We start from the raw sequence: 20,200 nt of genomic DNA on the forward strand, positions 1-20,200 counted from the left end.
TGGACTTGCCCCTATCAAACCGGACACCGGTACCCCGTTAAGTTGATGCCTCAGCCAAGCGTCTGAACTCCCGAGGTGAGCGGTAGTTCAGTGCGCTGTGCGGATGTTCCTCGTTGTAATGCTCGAAGGCGATGGCCAGGTTGCGCAGGGCCGTCGCTCGATCGGGCTTGGGCATGTGGCGGATATAGTCGCGCTTCATGGTCTTCACGAAGCTCTCCGCCATCCCGTTGCTCTGTGGGCTGCACACCGGTGTTGTCAGAGGTAGCAGGCCGATCTGCCGGGCAAAGACCCGGGTCTGTTCGGCGGTATAGGCCGAGCCGTTATCGCTCAGCCATTGCACCGGCGACGCAGGCAGCTCGCTACCGAAGCGTTGCTCGACGGCTTCCAGCATCACGTCGCGGACATCGTCGCCACTGTAGCCGTGTGGGCTGGCCACCCAACTGATGGCTTCGCGGTCGCAGCAGTCCAGAGCGAAGGTCACGCGCAGTTTGTCACCATCCTCGCAGCGGAACTCGAAGCCATCCGAACACCAGCGGGTGTTGCTTGTATCCACGGCGACACGACCTTCGTGACGCCGCGCCACACCCGGCTGCTTGCGACGGCGTTCCAGCAACAGATCGTGATCACGCATGACGCGGTAAACCCGCTTCACGTTGACCGGTGGCAGGGCCTGTTGCTCATGCTGCCGACGCAACAGACCCCAGATCCGACGATAGCCATAGCTGGGCAGGGCGCCGACTGCCTGCTGGATCTGCTCGACCAAGGTCACATCGTTGAACGCTCGGCGCCGACGAGGCCGCAGCCCTGGAGCGGGTTGTTTGAGTCGAGCCGTCAATTGCGAGCGCGCCACACCGAGACTCTCACTGACCGCCTTCACTGGTCGTCCCCCGGCAACAAGGGTGAGTGCGCAATCCATTTTCGCGAGCGGGCGATCTCCACCGCTTCCTTGAGGATCTCGGCCTCCATGGTCTTCTTGCCCAGCATCCGTTGCAGTTCGCGGATCTGCTTGAGGGCATCGGCCAACTCGGAGGCGGGCACCACCGCTTCACCGGCACTGACCGCCGAGAGGCTGCCGTCCTGGTAGAGCTTGCGCCAGTGGAACAGTTGGTTGGGGTTGATGCCGTTGCGCCGGGCCACCACCGAGACGCTTTGCCCGGGCTCGAGACTCTCGCGCACCATGGCCAGTTTTTCCTCGACGCTCCAGCGGCGACGCCGCTCCTGGCCGAGCACTTCGATGGTTTTGTCTTTGCTGGTAGTCATAAACACAGTCGTTTGCCTATCCCTTATGGTAAGGGGGAAACGGTGTCCTGTGTTTCAAGGGGCTCGTTCATGCCAATAGAGCTTGTGTTCAATATCCCAAGCGTTCTCCTTGGCATGAGTGTCTAGCGTAATCAGACTAATTCCCCATTCCTTCGCTAGAAGACTATGGGAGTACGCTTCAATGTATTTCTGTTTTCCGTCTACTGGTATGGTTATAGCTTCGCTATGAGTGGTCATTGATATTTGCCTTTTGTTAGTAATAAGTATGCCGACGTATGTCGGGAGTGTTAGGGGTGATGCTTTTGATCTTGCTCTTATCCTTTCGAGCGTAAAGCCCGGTAGGGCGTTGCTTCTGCTGCCGGCAGGCGTCAATTAACATTCAGTTAACGATAGTTAACAATACCTATCGAAGATAGTTCGGTTAATTTGTTATTGTTAGGAGTAGGTAGTGGTGGTCCCTCAAGCCGGGTAGGCTTTCCTCCCGGAAGGGGTAGAGCAAGAGCGTTAACTACTCGCCATAGTTAGGTGTATCCCGACGTATGTCGGTTTAGTCCTAACCATCACTCCTTCTTTTCGAGCGTTAAGAAATTACTGCGAGTAATCTGGTGTGAGCGTAGCGAACGTTAAGAAGAGTGTGCGATTTTAGCTAGAGACTTCTAGCCAGATTCGCACAGTTAAGCTTTCAACCATAAGCCTACAGTGCTATTGCTAACACCCATCTTTTCAGCGATTTTACGATTACTAAGACCGCTAGACTTTAGCTCATTGGCAATTTGGATTTTGTACTCCTGACTGCGTTTTGCCTCAGACTTTGGTGGTTCCATCATGTAGCTTTTATCGATGATGCAAGTGGAGCCAATTTCAAAGATCAATCGTCTAGCATCGCCGTATGTAGGAACGATGTGATAGGTCTGTTCTGTATTGTCATTGATTCTAATCTTGACTCGAGCCATGATTTGAAGGTTAGCGTCATTGAGGCGTCTCCAATCAAGTGCGTCGTTAACTACCTCGTAATCAACCTCAGCAATTTTTGCCAAATCCTTTCTGCTTGCTTCTTCAGAAGGGGATGGGTTTCCATGTATAAGGCTGATTGAGCAGTCGTAGTCTGAGTAGTCATTTAGTCCACGGCAGTCCATCGGTACTACAGCGAGATTTGGATACTGATTAAACGGTAGGTCCATGTAGGAGTGAGCTGCAATGATTGCCTTTCTCTCTCCAATAGCTCGCATTGCTTGATGGAACATTATTTCCCCAAAGTTACCTGGCTCCCAGCTCTCACTTTGTTTGCCGGTAATCGGGTCCATGTACATCATAAACTTGCTGTTGTAATCGGCGTTCACCAGCGGGAGTATCACTGGGCAATTGGCGTACGATGCTCCTTTTGTTGAGTCAATCAGGCTGTATCCCTTCTGTTTCGCTAGGCTGAGAGCAAGGCCTTTATGAATGTTGCTGCCAAGGAAGGTGGTTTTCTTGGCGTTATCATAGATGCCTGTGTAGTCCGTAAGCCCTACGATCCGTACGCGCCATTCGTTAGCTCCTCGCTTCCTCTTGGAGGTGTGCTTGGTGGCGTACACCTTGTGCTTGTCGCTCAGTAGGGCGCCTAGGAAGACAGTGAGGTTGTCCTCCCGCTCCTCGTCTCGGCCTTCCTGATAGACCAGTCTGGCTTCATGCTTGTTCGCAAGGTTTAGGAGTAGCTCATTTCCCTCTGCTGCTACGGCGTACTTCTCAAAGTGGGTTTCATACTTTGACTCACCTACTGAGAATTCACGCAGCTCTTCAATGGCTGGGTCTTCGTCAATGTATACTTCCCAGCCTTCTAAAAAGCTATGGTCGATAGCTGCCAAGGTTTTGTGAGTGATTAGTAGAACCTTGGGGTCAAGTTCAAGAAGAGCTTCTTCTACAGCATAGGATATTGGTTTGTTTCTGATGGTTGACGAATTCAGCTCAAGGAGTGGTAGTTCTCTGCTTTCAATTCGTTTGCGAACAGAGTTGGCTAGCACCTTTGTTGCGCTGGCATAAACAATGCGCTTGATAAAATACGGTTGATTGTCGATCTCTTGGATGAATGCTTCTGTCTTGCCTTTGCCAGGAAGAGCGGAGTTGAAGTAAATGTTCTTATTGTTCATGTTTCCTTGTTCTTTAATGTGGCTCTGCAAGCTCCTATGAGCGCGTATAAGAGGCAATAGAAGCCATGCCATGGGGTTGGCTAGGGGTGGCTTATAAAAGCTTGCAGAAGGAGTATTAGGAGGGTTGTAGCGAGGGTTAGAATGGCTGAGATGCTGATGAAGCAGAGGAGGGTAACTACCCAGCCATAGAGAAATTTACTTATCGCTCTTTACCTTTGTTTTTGGGAGTGTTCCATCAGCTTCCATATTATCAATGATGGAGTGGAGAATCAGAGCGGAAGTAAAAGCACCATCAAGCCCGCTAAGAGGTGGAAGGTCCAAGCATTCATAATTCCCTCGCTGATTCATTTGATAGCGTACTCCCTTGTATTCCTTGATCTCTCCAATAAGCATTGCATTCTTAATGGCTATAGCTGCTGCTTTCTCTTGAGCTTGTGCTTTACGCTCAGCTAGATACAAGGCTTCACCTTCGGAGCGATAGAGCTCTTTCAGGCTCACTCTGTCACCCCATATTGTTTGTAGATGTTCTTCTTAATCTCTTTCATAAGCTCAGTCTGATTTTTAACTGTAGCGTTTGCGCCAGTCACTACGGATTCCTTAACGCCAAAGAGATTACCTTGCTCGTCGTAATTGAAATTGGACTGGATGGTCTTCTTGCCCTTGCTAGCTTCAATGGCCATTTGTGCGTCAATACCCTCTCTAATTCCTGGATCAGATTGATAGAGACGCTTAACGGTTTCCTCTCTGAGTTGTCGCATCATTGCCACTGCCCCGGCAGGGTCATTCATGACGCTAGTCCGTTGAGGGGAAGAAGCTTGGCTAGATTGAATAGGTGCGCTATCTGTAATCTCCCATCCTTCACGTTGAGCGATATCTAGAATTTCAGAAGGGGAGCGTCCGGTAAATTTGGAAAGCTCAAAGATGTCTTGGGGGTTGATAGTCTTGGTCATAGTGAGTTCCTTACAGTTCGATAATTCGAAATTGGTTGATACTATTTGGGTGTTCTTTGTTTGGGTTTTGTTCGATGAGTCCGCAAGCTTTAAGTTTTCCAAGCACCTTAAAAACCGCCCTCACTGTAAGGCTAGTTGCTGCTGAGAATTCGCTGGTGCTAATGGTTGACCACCCTTCTTCGTTTGTATTGTTTCGAATCATTAAATATATGATCTTTGATGAGGCTGTCTTTAGACCTTTGTTGCGTAGATTTATAACGTCTTCTATTGTGAACATGATTTCTGTTTCCTTTGTTTGTGCTTTTTGCTTTCTATTGATAATTGCTAGATTGACTCATTGCATAATGCTTTCTCCTTTTTGGTTGTATGGTGAACTTCTGTTCTTCCTGATTTGTGATTCATATACTACTTATACTGAGAATTGGATTTGATTGTCTAAGCGAGGGTTGGATTTATTTTCTTGAGGCGAAAAAAAGGCCCTAGGTTGTGGTGTCCCTAAGGCCTTCTGGTGGGCTTGTGAAGCGCTTAATCGATGAGGTGGATTACGTCTTTAGCATTCAGGTGAGAGTACCTAGCTACAGACCTAGTATCCCTGTGACCAGACACAACCATGATTTGAGCGTTGTTAAATCCCTTCTTGGCTACGTTGGTAATTCTCGTATGGCGTAGCTGATGGAGTCTTACAGTGTCGTCAAGATTGGCTTTCTCTCTAGCCCTTCTAACCGCTGTAGAGACGCTGTGAGGGGTGACATGGAATAGCCTTCCTTCTGGTATGCGCTTAGCTCTAGCTCGCTTCATGGCCTCTTGTAGAAGCTCTACAGCACGCATTGTAAGAGGGACTGACCTAGTTCCATTCTTACCGTCGATAACATCCGCTATGCGTTCCTCAAGGTGTACGCAATCAGTCGTGAGCATGACTATCTCTGAGCGCCTCATAGCGGTTTCATAAGCCAGCTCAGTGATTAATCGCATGGTGGGGGATAGCTCATTGAGGATGAGCATTAGCTCTCCTTGGCTCACTACCTTGTCACTGGCCTTGGATGCTTGGGGGAGGGCTATCTCTGAAAGCGGATTGGCAACGTCAATCAGTAGCTCACGCTTGGCAAAGCGGAAGCATCGGGACATGAACGCTAGCTGAGTCCTACAGGTGGCAGGCTTCACCGTCTTAAGGCGTCTCAGCTTGAAGTCGTTTATTTGCTGAGGGGTGATTTCATCGAGAGGTTGAGGGAAGGCTGCTCCTAGCTGTTCTACCAGTTGTAACGCGTGGTAGTAGCTGCCTTTACCCTTTAGGCGTGAGTCACAGTAGGTCATGCCCAATGTGTAGATGGTGTGGGTTTTGTGTTGCTTGGTGACTGCCTCAAGCTGCTTAGCCCAATGCTGGGCTGCCTCTTGGGTGGGGAAGGTTTTGGATTGAGCGGGTTGACCCTTGATGCGGACCTGGGCGTTCCAGTTGCCTGAGGAGAGTTGACGTAGCGTTGCCATGATGGAGCCTCTAGAGAAGTGAATGGGTGTTCTCTAGGGGCCTTGGTGTGTATACTCCGCGCCCGCTTTGCAGTGACCTTGACATGGTGGGGGTCGTTGGTTCGAGTCCAATTGTGCCTACCAAATTCGATAAAAAGGGTCACTCAGGTGACCCTTTTTTATTGGGCGCTTGTCGGGGCTCAGGCTTTCTGCAAGCATCCCGCTCTTCATTACCTCCAGTGACTCTGGTTCGGCTCTGGTTGGCTGCAAGGCTCCTGCTTCCGTATGGCGGGCATACCACCGAATCGCGTACTGGCTCATCCCAACCCATGTGGCCTTTGGTAGAGGTCACCACTAGGAGAGGAGGCGCCATGCCCATCATCACTCTTCCTGACGGCAGTCAGCGTACTTTCGATAAACCTGTATCCGTACTCGAAGTGGCTCAGTCCATCGGTGCGGGCCTGGCCAAGGCAACCTTGGCCGGCAAGGTCAACGGCAAGCTGGTAGATGCTTGCGATCTGATCGAAGACGATGCCTCGCTGCAGATTGTGACCCCCAAGGACGAAGACGGGCTCGAGATCATTCGCCACTCCTGCGCGCACCTGGTCGGCCATGCGGTCAAGCAGCTCTATCCGACCGCCAAGATGGTGATCGGTCCGGTCATCGAAGAAGGCTTCTATTACGACATCGCCTTCGAGCGGCCCTTTACGCCAGAAGATATGGCGGCCATCGAAAAGCGTATGGCTGAGCTGATCGAGAAGGACTACGACGTCATCAAGAAGATGACTCCGCGGGCCGAGGTCATCGAGCTGTTCAAGGCGCGTGGCGAGGAATACAAGCTTCGCCTGGTCGATGACATGCCTGACGAGAAGGCCATGGGCCTGTACTTCCATGAGGAGTACGTGGACATGTGCCGTGGCCCGCACGTGCCGAATACTCGCTTCCTTAAAGCATTCAAGCTGACCAAGATTTCTGGCGCCTACTGGCGCGGCGACTCGAAGAACGAGCAGCTGCAGCGCGTGTATGGTACCGCTTGGGCTGACAAGAAGCAGCTGGCTGCCTATGTTCAGCGCATCGAGGAAGCTGAAAAGCGTGACCATCGCCGTATTGGCAAGCAGTTGGACCTGTTCCATTTGCAGGAAGAAGCGCCGGGCATGGTGTTCTGGCATCCGAGCGGCTGGACCGTCTATCAGGTGCTCGAGCAGTATATGCGCAAGGTCCAGCGTGACCACGGCTATGTAGAGGTGCGCACTCCCCAGGTCGTCGATCGCATTCTGTGGGAACGTTCGGGCCACTGGTCGAACTACGCCGAGAACATGTTCACCACTTCGTCGGAAAGCCGTGATTACGCGGTCAAGCCGATGAACTGCCCGTGCCACGTCCAGATCTTCAACCAGGGCCTGAAGTCCTATCGTGATCTGCCGCTGCGTCTGGCGGAGTTCGGTGCCTGCCACCGCAATGAGCCGTCCGGCGCCCTGCACGGCATCATGCGCGTTCGCGGTTTCACCCAGGACGATGCGCACATCTTCTGCACCGAGGATCAGGTGAAGAAGGAGGCGGCTGACTTCATCAAGCTGACCCTGCAGGTCTACAAAGACTTCGGCTTCGTCGATATCTCGATGAAATTGTCCACTCGTCCGGTCAAGCGGGTAGGTTCCGACGAGCTGTGGGATCGTGCCGAAGGTGCCCTGGCGGATGCGCTGAACGAGTCTGGTCTGGAGTGGGAATACCAGCCGGGCGAGGGGGCGTTCTATGGTCCGAAGATCGAATTCACCCTGAAGGATTGCCTCGGCCGTAACTGGCAGTGCGGTACTCTGCAGTACGATCCGAACCTGCCGGAGCGGCTGGATGCCAGCTATATCGCCGAAGATAACAACCGTAAGCGCCCGGTGATGTTGCACCGCGCGATCCTCGGATCCTTCGAGCGCTTCATCGGTATGCTGATCGAACACTACGCGGGCGCGTTCCCTGCCTGGCTGGCGCCGACCCAGGCGGTGATCATGAATATCACCGACAAGCAGGCCGATTTCGCTGTCGAAGTCGAGCGCGTTCTCAACGAAAGCGGTTTCCGTGCCAAGTCCGACTTGAGAAACGAAAAAATCGGCTTTAAAATCCGCGAGCATACTTTGCTCAAGGTTCCCTATCTCTTGGTTATTGGAGACCGGGAGGTTGAGACTCGATCCGTTGCTGTGCGCACCCGCGAGGGTGTCGACCTGGGTTCCATGCCCCTCGAAAGCTTCTCTGAGACGCTCGCACAAGCGGTTTCCCGGCGTGGTCGCCAAGAATTGGAGTAATCACTATTAAGCGTGAAATGAGACAGGACAAGCGGACTCAACCGAAGGCCCCGATCAACGAGAATATCTCGGCTCGTGAGGTGCGGTTGATTGGTGCTGACGGCCAGCAGATTGGCGTCGTCTCGATTGATGAAGCGCTTCGCGCTGCTGAAGAAGCCAAGCTGGATCTGGTAGAGATTTCTGCCGATGCCGTGCCGCCTGTTTGCCGGATCATGGATTACGGCAAACACCTCTTCGAGAAGAAGAAGCAGGCTGCGGCAGCGAAGAAGAACCAGCACCAGCAGCAGATTAAAGAAATCAAGTTTCGTCCAGGGACGGAAGAAGGGGATTACCAGGTAAAACTACGCAACCTGGTACGTTTCCTTAGTGATGGGGACAAGGCCAAGGTATCCCTGCGATTCCGCGGTCGTGAGATGGCCCACCAGGAGCTGGGTATGGAGCTGTTGAAGCGGGTCGAAGCCGACCTCGCCGAATTCGGCACCGTAGAACAGCATCCTAAGCTGGAAGGACGCCAGCTGATGATGGTCATCGCCCCCAAAAAGCGAAAATAACCCCCAGGGCACTGGCAGGCCTTGCGGTTATATGTATTGATTGAATGCGGAGTATCCGAACATGCCAAAGATGAAAACCAAGAGCGGTGCTGCGAAGCGCTTCAAGAAGACTGCTTCCGGCTTCAAGCACAAGCACGCTTTCAAGAGCCACATCCTGACCAAAATGACTACCAAGCGTAAGCGTCAGCTGCGCGGTTGCACCCAGGTGCACCCGTCTGACGTCCGCAAAGTAGAGCGCATGCTGCGCGTTCGTTAATCGGTCAAGATTCTAGAGGAAATTACTCATGGCTCGTGTTAAGCGTGGCGTCATCGCTCGTAAGCGTCACAAAAAGATTCTGAAACTCGCCAAAGGCTACTACGGCGCACGCAGCCGCGTGTTCCGCGTTGCCAAGCAGGCGGTAATCAAGGCTGGCCAATACGCCTACCGTGACCGCCGTCAGCGCAAGCGTCAGTTCCGCGCTCTGTGGATCGCTCGTATCAACGCTGGTGCTCGTCAGAACGGTCTGTCCTACAGCCGCCTGATCGCTGGCCTGAAAAAAGCGGCCATCGAGATCGACCGTAAGGTTCTGGCCGACCTGGCAGTGAACGAAAAAGCGGCGTTTGCTGCGATTGTCGAGAAAGCTAAGGCCGTTCTGGCTTAAGTCCCCGACAATCACCGGGCTTGCCCGGTGCTAAACGTCACCGATAGGGGAAGGGCCTTGCGCTCTTCCCCTATTTCGTATCTGGAGTCAGTAAATGGAAAATCTGGATGCGCTGGTCTCGCAAGCGCTTGAGGCCGTGCAGCAAACTGAAGACGTGAATGCCCTGGAGCAGATTCGCGTTCACTACCTTGGCAAGAAAGGCGAGCTGACCCAGGTGATGAAGACCCTGGGCGATTTGCCGGCTGAAGAGCGTCCCAAGGTCGGCGCCCTGATCAACGCCGCCAAGGAGCGCGTTCAGGATGCCTTGAACACCCGTAAAGAGTCGCTTGAGCAGGCTGCCCTGACCGCCAAGCTCGCGGCCGAACGTATCGACGTGACCCTGCCGGGTCGCGGTCAGGCCTCCGGTGGCCTGCATCCGGTGACTCGTACCCTGGAGCGGGTCGAGCAGTTCTTCACTCGGATAGGCTACGGCATCGCCGAAGGCCCCGAGGTCGAAGACGACTATCACAACTTCGAAGCGCTCAACATTCCCGGCCACCACCCGGCCCGGGCAATGCACGACACCTTCTATTTCAACGCGAACATGCTGCTGCGTACCCATACTTCTCCGGTACAGGTCCGCACCATGGAGTCGCAGCAGCCGCCGATCCGCATCGTCTGCCCCGGCCGCGTCTACCGCTGTGACTCGGATATCACCCACTCGCCGATGTTCCACCAGGTCGAAGGCCTGCTGGTAGACGAAGGCATCAGCTTCGCCGACCTCAAGGGCACCATCGAAGAGTTCCTGCGCGTGTTCTTCGAGAAGGACCTCGGCGTGCGTTTCCGTCCCTCCTTCTTCCCCTTCACCGAGCCGTCGGCCGAAGTCGACATGCAGTGCGTCATGTGCTCCGGCAAAGGCTGCCGCGTGTGCAAGCAGACCGGCTGGCTGGAAGTGATGGGTTGCGGCATGGTGCACCCGAACGTGCTGCGCATGTCCGGCATCGATCCGGAGAAGTACCAGGGCTTCGCCTTCGGCATGGGCGTAGAGCGCTTGGCCATGCTGCGCTATGGCGTCAACGACTTGCGCCTGTTCTTCGACAACGACCTGCGCTTCCTCGCGCAATTCCGCTAGGTCGCAGCGTCCGAAACGAATCCAGAGCCTGTTTCAACGCCTTGCGAGCTAGCGCTATGCAAGGCAAAAGCAGGCGAAAAAGCGCAGTTTACGCGTTGTAAATGAGCATTTTGAGCCTGCTTTTAACGCAGCAGAGCCGACGCGCAGCAGGCGTTGAGCAGGCTCTAGGAGAAGAGGATGAAATTCAGTGAACACTGGCTGCGGAGCTGGGTCAGCCCGCAGGTTTCCCGTGATGAGCTGGTCGCTCGTCTGTCCATGGCTGGTCTCGAAGTCGACAGCGTTACTCCGGTAGCGGGTGCCTTCAGCGGTGTGGTCGTGGGCGAGGTGCTGAGCACCGAACAACACCCGGACGCCGACAAGCTGCGCGTCTGCCAGGTGAGCAACGGCAGTGAGACCCTCCAGGTTGTGTGCGGCGCGCCTAACGTGCGCCCTGGCCTGAAGATTCCCTTCGCCGTGATCGGTGCCGAGCTGCCGGGCGACTTCAAGATCAAGAAGGCCAAGCTGCGCGGCGTTGAGTCCAACGGCATGCTTTGCTCGGCTTCCGAACTGCAGATCAGCGATGACCACGACGGTCTGATGGAGCTGGCTGCCGATGCGCCGGTAGGCCAGGACATTCGTGCCTACCTGGGCCTGGATGACGTGATCATCGAGCTGGGCCTGACCCCGAACCGCGGTGACTGCCTGAGCATGTCCGGCCTCGCTCGCGAAGTGGGCGCACTCTATGCCGCCCCGGTCACTCGTCTGCAAATTGCTGCCGTGGCTCCGGCCCATGACGAAGTGCGTCCGGTTGAAGTGACCGCCCCGGCTGCGTGCCCGCGGTACTTGGGTCGCGTGATCCGCAATGTCGACCTGTCCCGCCCGACTCCGCTGTGGATGGTCGAGCGCCTGCGTCGTTCCGAAGTGCGTTCCATCGATGCTGCCGTCGACATCACCAACTACGTGATGCTCGAACTCGGCCAGCCCATGCACGCGTTCGATCTCGCCGAAATCAATGGCGGCATCCGTGTACGCATGGCGGGGGAGGGCGAGAAACTCGTCCTTCTGGACGGCCAGGAAGTCACCCTGCGTCCCGACACTCTGGTCATCGCCGACCACACTCGCGCCCTGGCCATCGCCGGCGTGATGGGTGGCGAGCACAGCGGCGTCAGCGACAAGACCCGCGACCTGTTCCTCGAAGCGGCGTTCTTCGACACCATCGCCGTTGCCGGCAAGGCCCGTTCCTATGGCCTGCACACCGACTCGTCGCACCGCTTCGAGCGTGGCGTGGACTTCCAGTTGGCTCGCGAAGCCATGGAGCGTGCCACTGGCCTGTTGCTGGAGATCGTCGGCGGCGAAGCTGGTCCGATCATCGAAGCCGTCAACCAGGAAAGCCTGCCGAACGTAGCGCCGGTTACCCTGCGTGCCGAGCGCATCACCCAGATGCTGGGCATGGAAATGGACCCGGCCGAAGTCGAGCGCCTGCTGACTGCGCTGGACCTGAAAGTGACTGCGGACGGCGCTGGCCAATGGCGCGTTGAGGTGCCGAGCCACCGCTTCGACATCAGCCTGGAAGTGGACCTGATCGAAGAGCTGGGTCGCCTCTACGGCTACAACCGTCTGCCGGTTCGCTACCCGCAAGCCCGTCTGGCCCCGCGTGCACGCGCCGAAGGTGCCGTCGAGCTGCCGGCTCTGCGTCGCCTGCTGGTGGCTCGTGGTTACCACGAAGCCATCACCTACAGCTTCATCGATCCGAAGTTGTTCGAGCTGTTCAATCCGGGCGTGAAGCCGCTGATGCTGGCCAACCCCATCTCCGCCGACATGGCCGCCATGCGTTCTTCGCTGTGGCCGGGCCTGGTCAGTGCCCTGCAGCACAACCTCAACCGCCAGCAGTCCCGTGTTCGTCTGTTCGAAAGTGGCCTGCGTTTCGTTGGCCAACTCGAAGGCCTGAAACAGGAGCCCATGCTCGCGGGTGTGATCTGCGGTTCCCGTCTGCCGGTAAGTTGGTCCAACGGTCGTGATGCCGTCGATTTCTATGACGCCAAGGCGGATGTAGAGGCCATCCTCGGTGCCGCTGGCGACCTGGGTGCCTTCAGCTTCGTAGCGGGTGAGCATCCTGCTCTGCATCCGGGCCAGACCGCCCGCATCGAAAGAGAAGGGCGCCTGGTAGGTTTCCTCGGTGCGCTGCATCCGGAACTCGCCAAGGCCCTGGACCTGGATCAGCCGGTCTACATGTTCGAGCTGGTACTGGCGGAAGTAATGCAAGGCAAGCTGCCGAAGTTCAGCGAGCTGTCGCGCTTCCCTGAAGTGCGCCGCGACCTTGCCCTGCTGGTGGATCGCGACGTTGCCGCCGAGTCGGTACTCGCCACCATCCGTGAGGCTGCGGGTGAATGGCTGACTGACCTCAGGCTATTTGACGTGTATCACGGTAAAGGCATTGATCCGCTTAGAAAAAGCTTGGCGGTCGGCTTGACCTGGCAGCATCCATCGCGCACTCTTACTGACGATGAGGTGAACAACACAACGCAAAACATCGTCACCTCGCTGGAAGACAGGTTCAATGCCACGTTAAGGAAGTAGCGTATGGGGGCTCTGACGAAAGCTGAGATGGCTGAACGTCTTTATGAAGAGCTTGGCCTGAATAAACGGGAAGCCAAGGAATTGGTGGAGCTGTTCTTCGAGGAAATCCGTCAGGCGCTGGAGCACAACGAACAGGTGAAGTTGTCCGGGTTCGGCAATTTCGACTTGCGCGATAAGCGTCAGCGGCCTGGCCGAAACCCGAAGACAGGAGAGGAAATCCCGATCACGGCTCGCCGTGTGGTCACTTTCCGTCCAGGGCAGAAACTCAAAGCCAGGGTCGAAGCTTATGCTGGAACCAAGTCATAACGACGAGCTGCCGCCCATTCCAGGCAAGCGATACTTCACTATTGGCGAAGTTAGTGAACTCTGCGCGGTCAAGCCCCACGTGCTGCGTTATTGGGAGCAGGAATTTCCCCAGCTCAACCCAGTAAAGCGGCGCGGGAACAGGCGTTACTACCAGCGTCAGGATGTGCTGATGATTCGGCAGATCCGTGCGCTTTTGTACGATCAAGGCTTCACCATCGGCGGGGCGCGCCAGCGCCTCTCCGGGGACGAAGCCAAGGAAGACACCACTCAGTACAAGCAACTCATCCGCCAGATGATCGCCGAGCTCGAGGACGTCCTCCATGTTTTGCGGAAGTGAATTTTTTTGAAAAAAACCTTCCACAATTCAAAAGCTTAAGATATAGTTCGCTCCGCTTCCGGTGATCCGGAGCGAGCTACAAAACGTCGGGGCGTAGCGCAGCCTGGTAGCGCACTTGCATGGGGTGCAAGGGGTCGAGTGTTCGAATCACTCCGTCCCGACCATATTCAGAGAAAGGCCGGTTCAGAAATGAACCGGCCTTTTTCGTATGCGTAATTTGGCCACGCAAGGACTTAGACGCAAAGCTGAGTAATGCCGGTTTACCGCGAGTTCTTTATTCATTGGTGAAGTCAGCGCTTCCAGTCTTTCTGCGGGCAATGGGCGAGCGCTTGATGGGACGTCGAAAATGCTCGAAAGCGAAGACATGCCTCTTACCACTGATGTATCTCCGATCTTCATCGGCTGGGATGTCGGTGGCTGGAACTGCGACAAGAACCCCGCCAGTCGAGACGCCCTGGTGGTGATTGATTCCCAGCGCCAGATCCAGGGAAAGCCCTGGCGCGGCAATCTGCGCAGATGCATCAACCAGTCAGGCAATACATCAGAGTTCATTGCCAAGCTTCTTGAGCTGTGTGAGCTGGATTCCACCGGCTTCAGTGGGACGCCTGTGGTGTTGGCTATCGATACGCCACTTGGATTCTCCAGCGCCTTCATTGATCTGATCATGCAGGGTAGGGCGACCGGCCCGATCGAGAACTCTTCTAGCAACCCTTATCTGTTCCGGCATACCGAGCGCTTCCTCTTCGAGCGGGGGCTTAGCCCGCTCTCGGCAGTCAAGGACATGATCGGTAGCCAGGCGACCAAGGGCATGCATGTGCTCGCCCGCTTCGCGCCCTACATAGAGCGCTGTGGCGTGTGGACGGACAACCAGCATCTACGCGTTATCGAGGCCTACCCAGCCTCTGGTAAGCGCTCGACGGTGATGCGTGATTTGCTGCAATTCTATGGTCGTCCACCGCACCTGGGGCATGTCGATCAGTGGGATGCGTTGGCCTGTGCTCTGATCGCCTGGGTATTCAACTTCCAGCCGGAGCTACTCGGGCAGCCTTGTGCTGATGCGCCCGAAAGAGAGGGCTGGATCTTTGTTCCTGCCGATGGGCTCGCCGCTCAGTCCGAAAAGTAGTCGCGTGCCGGCGTAGTGGCGGCCGCAGTGCGGAAGAGTTACTCGAGTCGCGCCCTCAGGTGCTCCCTCGCACTAGTCAGATGGCCACTAGCTTTGGCGTATTCGTCGGATCAGGTGGGGCGGCGAAGAGAGCGCGAGTTCCAGCACGTGATGGCGAAAGGCACTTTTAGTGCTTGATTTCGCGTAGGACAGGGCTGAAAGTTGCGGGGAATATCTACCGCAAGGATGCGCAGACAGTGTCCCAACTTTCTCTGCTGAAGAGTCCTGCAGCCGTTCAGGCCGCCATGGACGAATTTTCACGTCTGGGGCGCGCGACCTTTCTCAAGCAATACGGCTTTGGAAAATCCAGGGATTACCTGGTGCGCAATCCTCGGACCGGAGAACACTGCGATTCCGAAGCCATAGTCGGCGTCGCCTTCGGTAAGCAGTTCCCCAATCAGGGTGCCCTGGGACCAGAGGCGTTCTCGGGCGGCGAAGCGACGGTGGTGCCGTTGCTCCAGTCGATGGGGTTTGAGGTCATTCGCATTGGCGAAGACTGGACGGAAGAAGAGGTCCAGTCGACGGTCGCGGACTACTTTGAAATGCTGCGGCTGGAAGCTGATGGTCTGGCCTACTACAAGTCCCAGCACAACGAAGCTTTGCGCAATCGACTAAATGGACGCAGCAAGGCATCCGTAGAGTTGAAGCACCAGAACATTAGCGCCGTGCTCGCCGGGCTTGGGTTGCCTTTCATTCAAGGTTACAAACCACGCGGCAATAGCCAGCTGCTGCTGCGCAAGGCTGTGCAAGACTACGTCATTCGGCATCCGGCCGAGGTAGGCAAGATCGTCGATGCGCTTGAGGAGGTGAAGCCTCTAGCTCAGAAGACCTATTCCGCTGTACTAGTCGACTCGCCTCTCAAGGAGGAACGGCAGAAGATCGTTTTACCTACATCTTCTCGCCAGCGCCTGCCACGCAAGCTCGACTATGCCGCGCGGGACGAAGCCAACCGCAAATTAGGTCGGTCTGGTGAGCAATGGGTGGTTGGGTACGAACAGCACCGATTGACTGAAATGGGTCATCCGGAGCTTTTCCAGCGCCTAGACTGGATTTCCGAAAACCGGGGTGATGGCACCGGCTACGACATCCTTTCGTTCGATAGTCAGGACCTGCATCGCTATATCGAGGTAAAGACCACGAATGGGGGTATTGCTAACTCATTCGTCCTAAGCCACAACGAATTGGAGTTTTCCCGGGAGGCAGACGAGCAGTTCTATCTCTATCGAGTGTTTCAGCTCAGCAGCGACCCCAGGCTCTTCATCTTGCGAGGGGATTTGTCGAAGCAGCTCTATCTGAAGCCGCTGGATTTTAGGGCTAGCTTTCGCGAGCACTTTGGGTAGAGCTTGTAGATGAAATTAATAGGGTCAGCTTTCCGATCCATCATTGCCACTCGCGAAGGGCTTCAATCGGCCAGAAGCGGACGTTTAGGGTAGAGAAAATAAATCTGTCCCCTTTTCGAAGGCGCAGGGCTCGCAAAAGCCTCGCTTTTGTGAGCCCTGCCAGCTTAATCGTTCGAGCCAAAGGAGAAAGCCGTGGCATTTCGGGTAATTGAACTCACACAAGGGAACCTTAACAACAACCACTTTTATCTATCCAGCGTCATGGATTTATTTCCAGTCGAATCCATTGGTGGTCCTAATGAAAGCGAGCTTGGCACCCAATTAGGAGGTTCACTGCGGCATTTCTGAGCCAGTATTCACTGACATCGCAGGTGACAAGAAGATTTTTAGAAAGCGCTCTTGGGTGAGAGAGTTTTTCCAATCCCATGCATTGTCCGTTGGCAGCAGGGTTATAATTGAAAGAACCGGGATCATTCGTTACCACATCTACCCAGCACGTGCGTAAGGCTCTAACAAATCAATCAATCGGACCACGAAAAGGGGACCGAGAAGTGGACAGTTTTATTTTCTTTACTCTGACCCTGCCTACTCCCAGAAACTTCTAGAGCAGGAAAAATAAATCTGCCCCTTTTCCAGGGCCTTGCTGCACCAAGATAAACTGGACGTTCTGTGTGGGAGTGGTGCTATATGCGTTGCCAATCACCAACTACGTCATCACGGCTTCCCGGAGAGCAGTCTGGCGGACTTGCCGGATATAGAAGCGGATAGGGGTAAATGGGACATCCTGGGCTGGGAGCTGGAGCCAGGAGACGCGGTGTTCTTTCATATGTTGACCCTCCATGCCTCTGGTGGGGTAGGTGGGCAACGGCGTCGGCGGGTGTTCTCCCTGCGCTTCCTCGGCGATGACATGCGCCACGCACCGCGAGCCTGGAAAACCTCGCCAGAGTTTCCTGGGCTGGTCGACCAGCTCGCTGACGGAGCGCCGCTGAACCACCCCTTGTTCCCGGTACTCTGGCCCAGGGTGGAATGACGGGTGGGTTCTTTACGCCGCCTGTGATCACCTTGTTGTTTCCGGCAGGCGGCATATCGTGAAAGGCACACTCCCTTTCAGAGAAAGGCCGGTTCAGAAATGAACCGGCCTTTTTCGTATGCGTTCGACAATAGAAGCCCGGCATATAGCCGGGCCTCAGGTGGGCGAAGGGTTTACTCAGGAATTCTGAGTGAATTGTTTCGCTCGGTTTTTAAGGCCGTCCACCGCCCTTGTTAGGGTTGGCCCAATCGTCAGGCTTGTCTTCGGTTGAAGGGTTGCGCGGCTGCTGCCGTTGCGGATCGTTCGGGTTCTGGCTTTGACCGCCTTGGCGTCCAGGCTCTTGACCTTGGCCTCCCTGGCCACCTTGACCCGGCATACGACCAGGGTTCTGTGGATTTTGGTTCGGGTTTTGCCCATGGCCGCCTTGTCCGCCTTGTCCGCCTTGTTCCTGGCCTTGGCCAGGCTTCTGATTTGGATTTTGGTTCGGGTTCATATATCACCTCGAGGGAGGCCTCATGTGGCCTCAACCGTTCGAGGCAAGAGCATCCGGAGACGTTCAACCTTTCGGCCAGAGTGCTGATTGCCTCATGTTTCCCGTCGATCCATGCCGGCGAGTTCAGAGGAGGATGGAGCTAGGTCGCGACGGCCGGCCTCGAGATGAGCTGGAGCGATGACGAACTATGCCGACGCGCCAGAGGCGCAGGAGAGGCCATGGTTCAAATGGATGGGCTCAAATGGCGAACCGCAGCGATCATTGAGATGCGCTGCGGTCCGGAGAGGCAGTGGTCAGTGAGCTGTGGCAGGGGCCCCAGACCGAGTCTGATGATTCCAGCAGTGAACTTCGCTGATCGCTGCCTCACACCTCTTCCGAGTACGCCAGCTGCTAAAACGTTCAGGGCCATCTGTCGTGTAAATCTCGCACGTGGACACTTTGGCGAGGAAGCGAGGAGGCCACATGTTGGTAATGTCCGGGCCTACGCGGCGAGATTCAGATTCGCCAGCGCTCCGCGCAAACGGCAGGTGAGCGGGCTCGCGCATAAAGAAAGTCAGCTTGCTCCTTGCCGCATGGACCTGCCGTCCTGTGGAGCCTGGGCCAATCACGGGTCATGGTCGTCTGGTTCTCGCACGGCTCACTGTCCCACAATCTCCCGATACCGCTTCTGGTACTCCTCGTAATTCAGTCTTTCGCGATTGAGCTGCTCCAGTTGCTGCTGCTTCCCTTGCTCATGGCCCGTCGCAATCTGGGCGGCTGGAGCGGGTGGAGGGGCGCTCGGAGAGGTTTCGTGAGGGGGGCGGATTTCATCGAACATTCGCTTGGCTAGCGCCTGAACCTGTTCATTAGTCATTGCGGCGGAAATGCTTTCCCAGGAAGAGGCATTGGTATTGTAGCTGCGCTCGCCGTATTCCTTGGCGGTCTGCGCATCGAGGTAGATGACTCGCGCATCCACCCAGGCGTCCTCATCGCTCTCGGGGTCGGAGACATAGAGGAAGTCGTCCACTTTGATTATCAGGAGCAAGCCCGGCGTAGACGTGGTGGTAATGGGACCAACCTGTTCGGTTACGGAATACCCGTAGGAGGACGCTTCCTTCTCGATGGCGGTACGCCACGAGGCTTTGAACCGATCCCAGTGGGCATTCCTGAACACCTGGTTGCCCGCTTTGAAATTGACGATCAATTGCGTACGCGAAACTGTGGGAACCGCAAGTGGCGCAGCAGGCAGGTCATCCGGTGCGTCGGTCGCACAGCCAGTGATCAGCACAGCAGTGAGAAACAGCAGAGTAGCGCGCATAGCAATGTCCTGGTCGGCAATGGCTTAACCCTTTCGGGCATTCCAGATCAGTAGTCCTTGGCGTGGAGTATCACGTCCGGGATCTTGGCCGTCTGGTTCTCGTACCTGTCGTTGTCAGAGATTAGCTTGAAGTGGTCTGCATTTGGGGCCTGGTTGCACTTGATGAACAGGTGGTTCAACCACGTCACCACGCGCAGCTGAACGCCTTGAAAATCACATGGTTGTTCTCTTGGCGTGGGCTCTTGGACTCATCCTTATGATTCGTTGAACGGTCTGCTGCGCGATGGCTGCCTCCCGGGCCAGCTTCCCCTTGCTCCCTGCAACCGCTTCATCTCGGCTTCGGTCCGTTCGCCAATCTTCATGCTGTTGTTATCGCCTTGTCGTTTCCTGTAGGCGGCGTATCGTGAAAAGTACACTCCTGCATGGAGGTGCTCCTATGTTCCAGGTAATGCGAAATGGCGAGAACCGCGTAGACGTCGACTTTGCGGGAAAACTCGATAGCGATGACATGCGCGATGCGATCAATCAGTTGTCGCGGCAGTCCGAAGGCATCGCCCACGGCCGAATGCTCTATCGGATAGGCAAATTCGATATGCCGACGCTTGGCGCCATGGCCGTTGAGGTCTCTCACATTCCACAGCTGTTCAAGGTGGTCCGCCGATTTGATCGCATGGCGGTGGTGGCTGACACGGGATGGGTGAGGAAGGTGAGCGAGGTTGAGGGGGCGCTGATCCCGGGATTGACGATCAAGGCGTTCGGTTCACAGCAGGCCGCTGAAGCCGAAGCTTGGCTACAGCGCTAATTACTACAGGCTTCGGCTTGAATCGCGCCGCCTTCTGGCGGCGCATCTATTTCTCATAACCCCTGGCCGAGCTGGCGCTGAATCCGCACTCGATCAGGTCGCAGCCCCCACAAACAGCCTGCAGGCCGGTGATTAGGGCATCGTTGATTACTCCAGCCAGCGCCAAGCTCGCGCATCTATATAAAGAAGGGGAGAAAGGCGTCGTCGTACGTGGCGGGAGGGCGTGACAAAAACTTTTCAATTAAGTGTTGACGGCAGATTCTACATCCCTATAATGCGCACCTCTCCCAGCGACGCAGCAGAGAAAGAGCTTGAAAATCAAGCACTTAACTGAATAGAGGTGCAGGGAGTGGTGATCGGTCAGCGGTGGTAGTGCTGGCTGCTTCAATCTTCCGAAAGGAGTGAATGAAGGTGATCATCGAGGTGTTGACAGCGAGTTTGAACGCTGTAGAATGCGCCTCCCGCTGACGAGAAGAGTGAATC

The 20,200-nt window shown here is 55.5% G+C and carries 19 protein-coding genes, 1 tRNA gene and 1 pseudogene; 13 read left to right on the forward strand and 8 right to left on the reverse strand.

Features of this window, described 5'->3' with window-relative positions; translation table 11 throughout:
- Nucleotides 1-37: 37 nt before the first annotated feature.
- From E8E95_RS02350 to E8E95_RS02375, 6 genes are all read right to left on the reverse strand, one after another.
- Nucleotides 38-1,260, reverse strand: a protein-coding gene (locus E8E95_RS02350) for an IS3 family transposase (RefSeq protein ID WP_280347810.1) whose coding sequence is annotated in 2 segments (ribosomal slippage) — nt 38-915 and nt 915-1,260 — 1,224 coding nt in all. Because the reading frame shifts where the segments join, the coding sequence is not laid out codon by codon here.
- 674 nt (nt 1,261-1,934) lie between these two features.
- A complete protein-coding gene (locus tag E8E95_RS02355) occupies nt 1,935-3,386 on the reverse strand; it encodes a hypothetical protein (RefSeq protein ID WP_280347812.1) in 1,452 nt (483 codons plus the stop codon).
- A 195-nt stretch (nt 3,387-3,581) separates the two neighbouring features.
- On the reverse strand, nt 3,582-3,884 hold the full coding sequence (locus tag E8E95_RS02360) for a hypothetical protein (RefSeq protein ID WP_280347814.1): 303 nt from the start codon (nt 3,882-3,884) through the stop codon (nt 3,582-3,584).
- Nucleotides 3,881-4,336: a hypothetical protein gene (locus E8E95_RS02365; RefSeq protein ID WP_280347816.1), complete on the reverse strand. Its 456-nt coding sequence runs from the start codon at nt 4,334-4,336 to the stop codon at nt 3,881-3,883. Before E8E95_RS02365 ends, E8E95_RS02360 begins: the two co-directional genes overlap by 4 nt.
- A gap of 10 nt (nt 4,337-4,346) precedes the next feature.
- Nucleotides 4,347-4,613, reverse strand: a complete 267-nt coding sequence (locus tag E8E95_RS02370; RefSeq protein ID WP_280347818.1) for a hypothetical protein — start codon at nt 4,611-4,613, stop codon at nt 4,347-4,349.
- A 248-nt stretch (nt 4,614-4,861) separates the two neighbouring features.
- Nucleotides 4,862-5,818 (reverse strand): site-specific integrase, encoded by a 957-nt coding sequence (locus E8E95_RS02375; protein ID WP_280347820.1) that lies wholly within the window; start codon nt 5,816-5,818, stop codon nt 4,862-4,864.
- Nucleotides 5,819-6,168: 350 nt separating this feature from the next.
- Between E8E95_RS02375 and thrS the strand changes: the two genes are divergently transcribed.
- From thrS to E8E95_RS02435, 12 genes and pseudogenes are all read left to right on the forward strand, one after another.
- Nucleotides 6,169-8,091, forward strand: coding sequence for a threonine--tRNA ligase (thrS, locus tag E8E95_RS02380; RefSeq protein ID WP_280347837.1), 1,923 nt, complete (start codon nt 6,169-6,171; stop codon nt 8,089-8,091).
- Nucleotides 8,091-8,642, forward strand: a complete 552-nt coding sequence (gene infC / locus E8E95_RS02385; protein ID WP_179062201.1) for a translation initiation factor IF-3 — start codon at nt 8,091-8,093, stop codon at nt 8,640-8,642. Before thrS ends, infC begins: the two co-directional genes overlap by 1 nt.
- A 61-nt stretch (nt 8,643-8,703) precedes the next feature.
- The gene (gene rpmI / locus E8E95_RS02390; protein WP_069084432.1) at nt 8,704-8,898 is read left to right on the forward strand and encodes a 50S ribosomal protein L35; all 195 of its coding nucleotides are present in this window, start codon (nt 8,704-8,706) and stop codon (nt 8,896-8,898) included.
- A gap of 28 nt (nt 8,899-8,926) precedes the next feature.
- A complete protein-coding gene (gene rplT / locus E8E95_RS02395) occupies nt 8,927-9,283 on the forward strand; it encodes a 50S ribosomal protein L20 (RefSeq protein WP_016493508.1) in 357 nt (118 codons plus the stop codon).
- A gap of 94 nt (nt 9,284-9,377) precedes the next feature.
- Nucleotides 9,378-10,394 carry a phenylalanine--tRNA ligase subunit alpha gene (gene pheS / locus E8E95_RS02400; protein WP_077526030.1) on the forward strand — a complete coding sequence of 339 codons (1,017 nt, stop codon included), beginning with the start codon at nt 9,378-9,380 and terminating at the stop codon, nt 10,392-10,394.
- A 177-nt stretch (nt 10,395-10,571) separates the two neighbouring features.
- The gene (gene pheT / locus E8E95_RS02405) at nt 10,572-12,950 is read left to right on the forward strand and encodes a phenylalanine--tRNA ligase subunit beta (RefSeq protein WP_280347824.1); all 2,379 of its coding nucleotides are present in this window, start codon (nt 10,572-10,574) and stop codon (nt 12,948-12,950) included.
- Between the two features lie 3 nt (nt 12,951-12,953).
- Nucleotides 12,954-13,256: an integration host factor subunit alpha gene (ihfA, locus tag E8E95_RS02410; RefSeq protein ID WP_003282572.1), complete on the forward strand. Its 303-nt coding sequence runs from the start codon at nt 12,954-12,956 to the stop codon at nt 13,254-13,256.
- Nucleotides 13,237-13,593: a MerR family transcriptional regulator gene (locus tag E8E95_RS02415; protein ID WP_016493505.1), complete on the forward strand. Its 357-nt coding sequence runs from the start codon at nt 13,237-13,239 to the stop codon at nt 13,591-13,593. The genes ihfA and E8E95_RS02415 overlap by 20 nt, the downstream gene beginning before the upstream one ends.
- Nucleotides 13,594-13,680: 87 nt before the next feature.
- Nucleotides 13,681-13,757 (forward strand) — tRNA-Pro (locus E8E95_RS02420).
- Nucleotides 13,758-13,939: 182 nt separating this feature from the next.
- Nucleotides 13,940-14,716, forward strand: a complete 777-nt coding sequence (locus E8E95_RS02425; protein WP_280347827.1) for a hypothetical protein — start codon at nt 13,940-13,942, stop codon at nt 14,714-14,716.
- Between the two features lie 236 nt (nt 14,717-14,952).
- A complete protein-coding gene (locus E8E95_RS02430; protein WP_280347829.1) occupies nt 14,953-16,095 on the forward strand; it encodes a DUF3883 domain-containing protein in 1,143 nt (380 codons plus the stop codon).
- Between the two features lie 721 nt (nt 16,096-16,816).
- A pseudogene (locus E8E95_RS02435) lies at nt 16,817-17,125 on the forward strand (phytanoyl-CoA dioxygenase family protein); the annotation flags it as partial.
- Between the two features lie 1,130 nt (nt 17,126-18,255).
- Here the strand turns inward: E8E95_RS02435 and E8E95_RS02440 are convergent.
- Both E8E95_RS02440 and E8E95_RS02445 read right to left on the reverse strand, forming a co-directional pair.
- Complete coding sequence (locus E8E95_RS02440) at nt 18,256-18,915, reverse strand: hypothetical protein (RefSeq protein WP_280347831.1); 660 nt, start codon at nt 18,913-18,915, stop codon at nt 18,256-18,258.
- Between the two features lie 47 nt (nt 18,916-18,962).
- Nucleotides 18,963-19,103, reverse strand: coding sequence for a hypothetical protein (locus tag E8E95_RS02445; RefSeq protein ID WP_280347833.1), 141 nt, complete (start codon nt 19,101-19,103; stop codon nt 18,963-18,965).
- Between the two features lie 248 nt (nt 19,104-19,351).
- Here E8E95_RS02445 and E8E95_RS02450 point away from each other — a divergent pair, with 248 nt between their 5' ends.
- Nucleotides 19,352-19,717, forward strand: a complete 366-nt coding sequence (locus E8E95_RS02450; protein WP_280347835.1) for an STAS/SEC14 domain-containing protein — start codon at nt 19,352-19,354, stop codon at nt 19,715-19,717.
- The last annotated feature ends 483 nt before the right edge of the window (nt 19,718-20,200 follow it).

Source organism: Pseudomonas sp. BN414, assembly GCF_029871275.1.
Taxonomy (GTDB): Bacteria; Pseudomonadota; Gammaproteobacteria; order Pseudomonadales; family Pseudomonadaceae; genus Metapseudomonas; species Metapseudomonas resinovorans_C.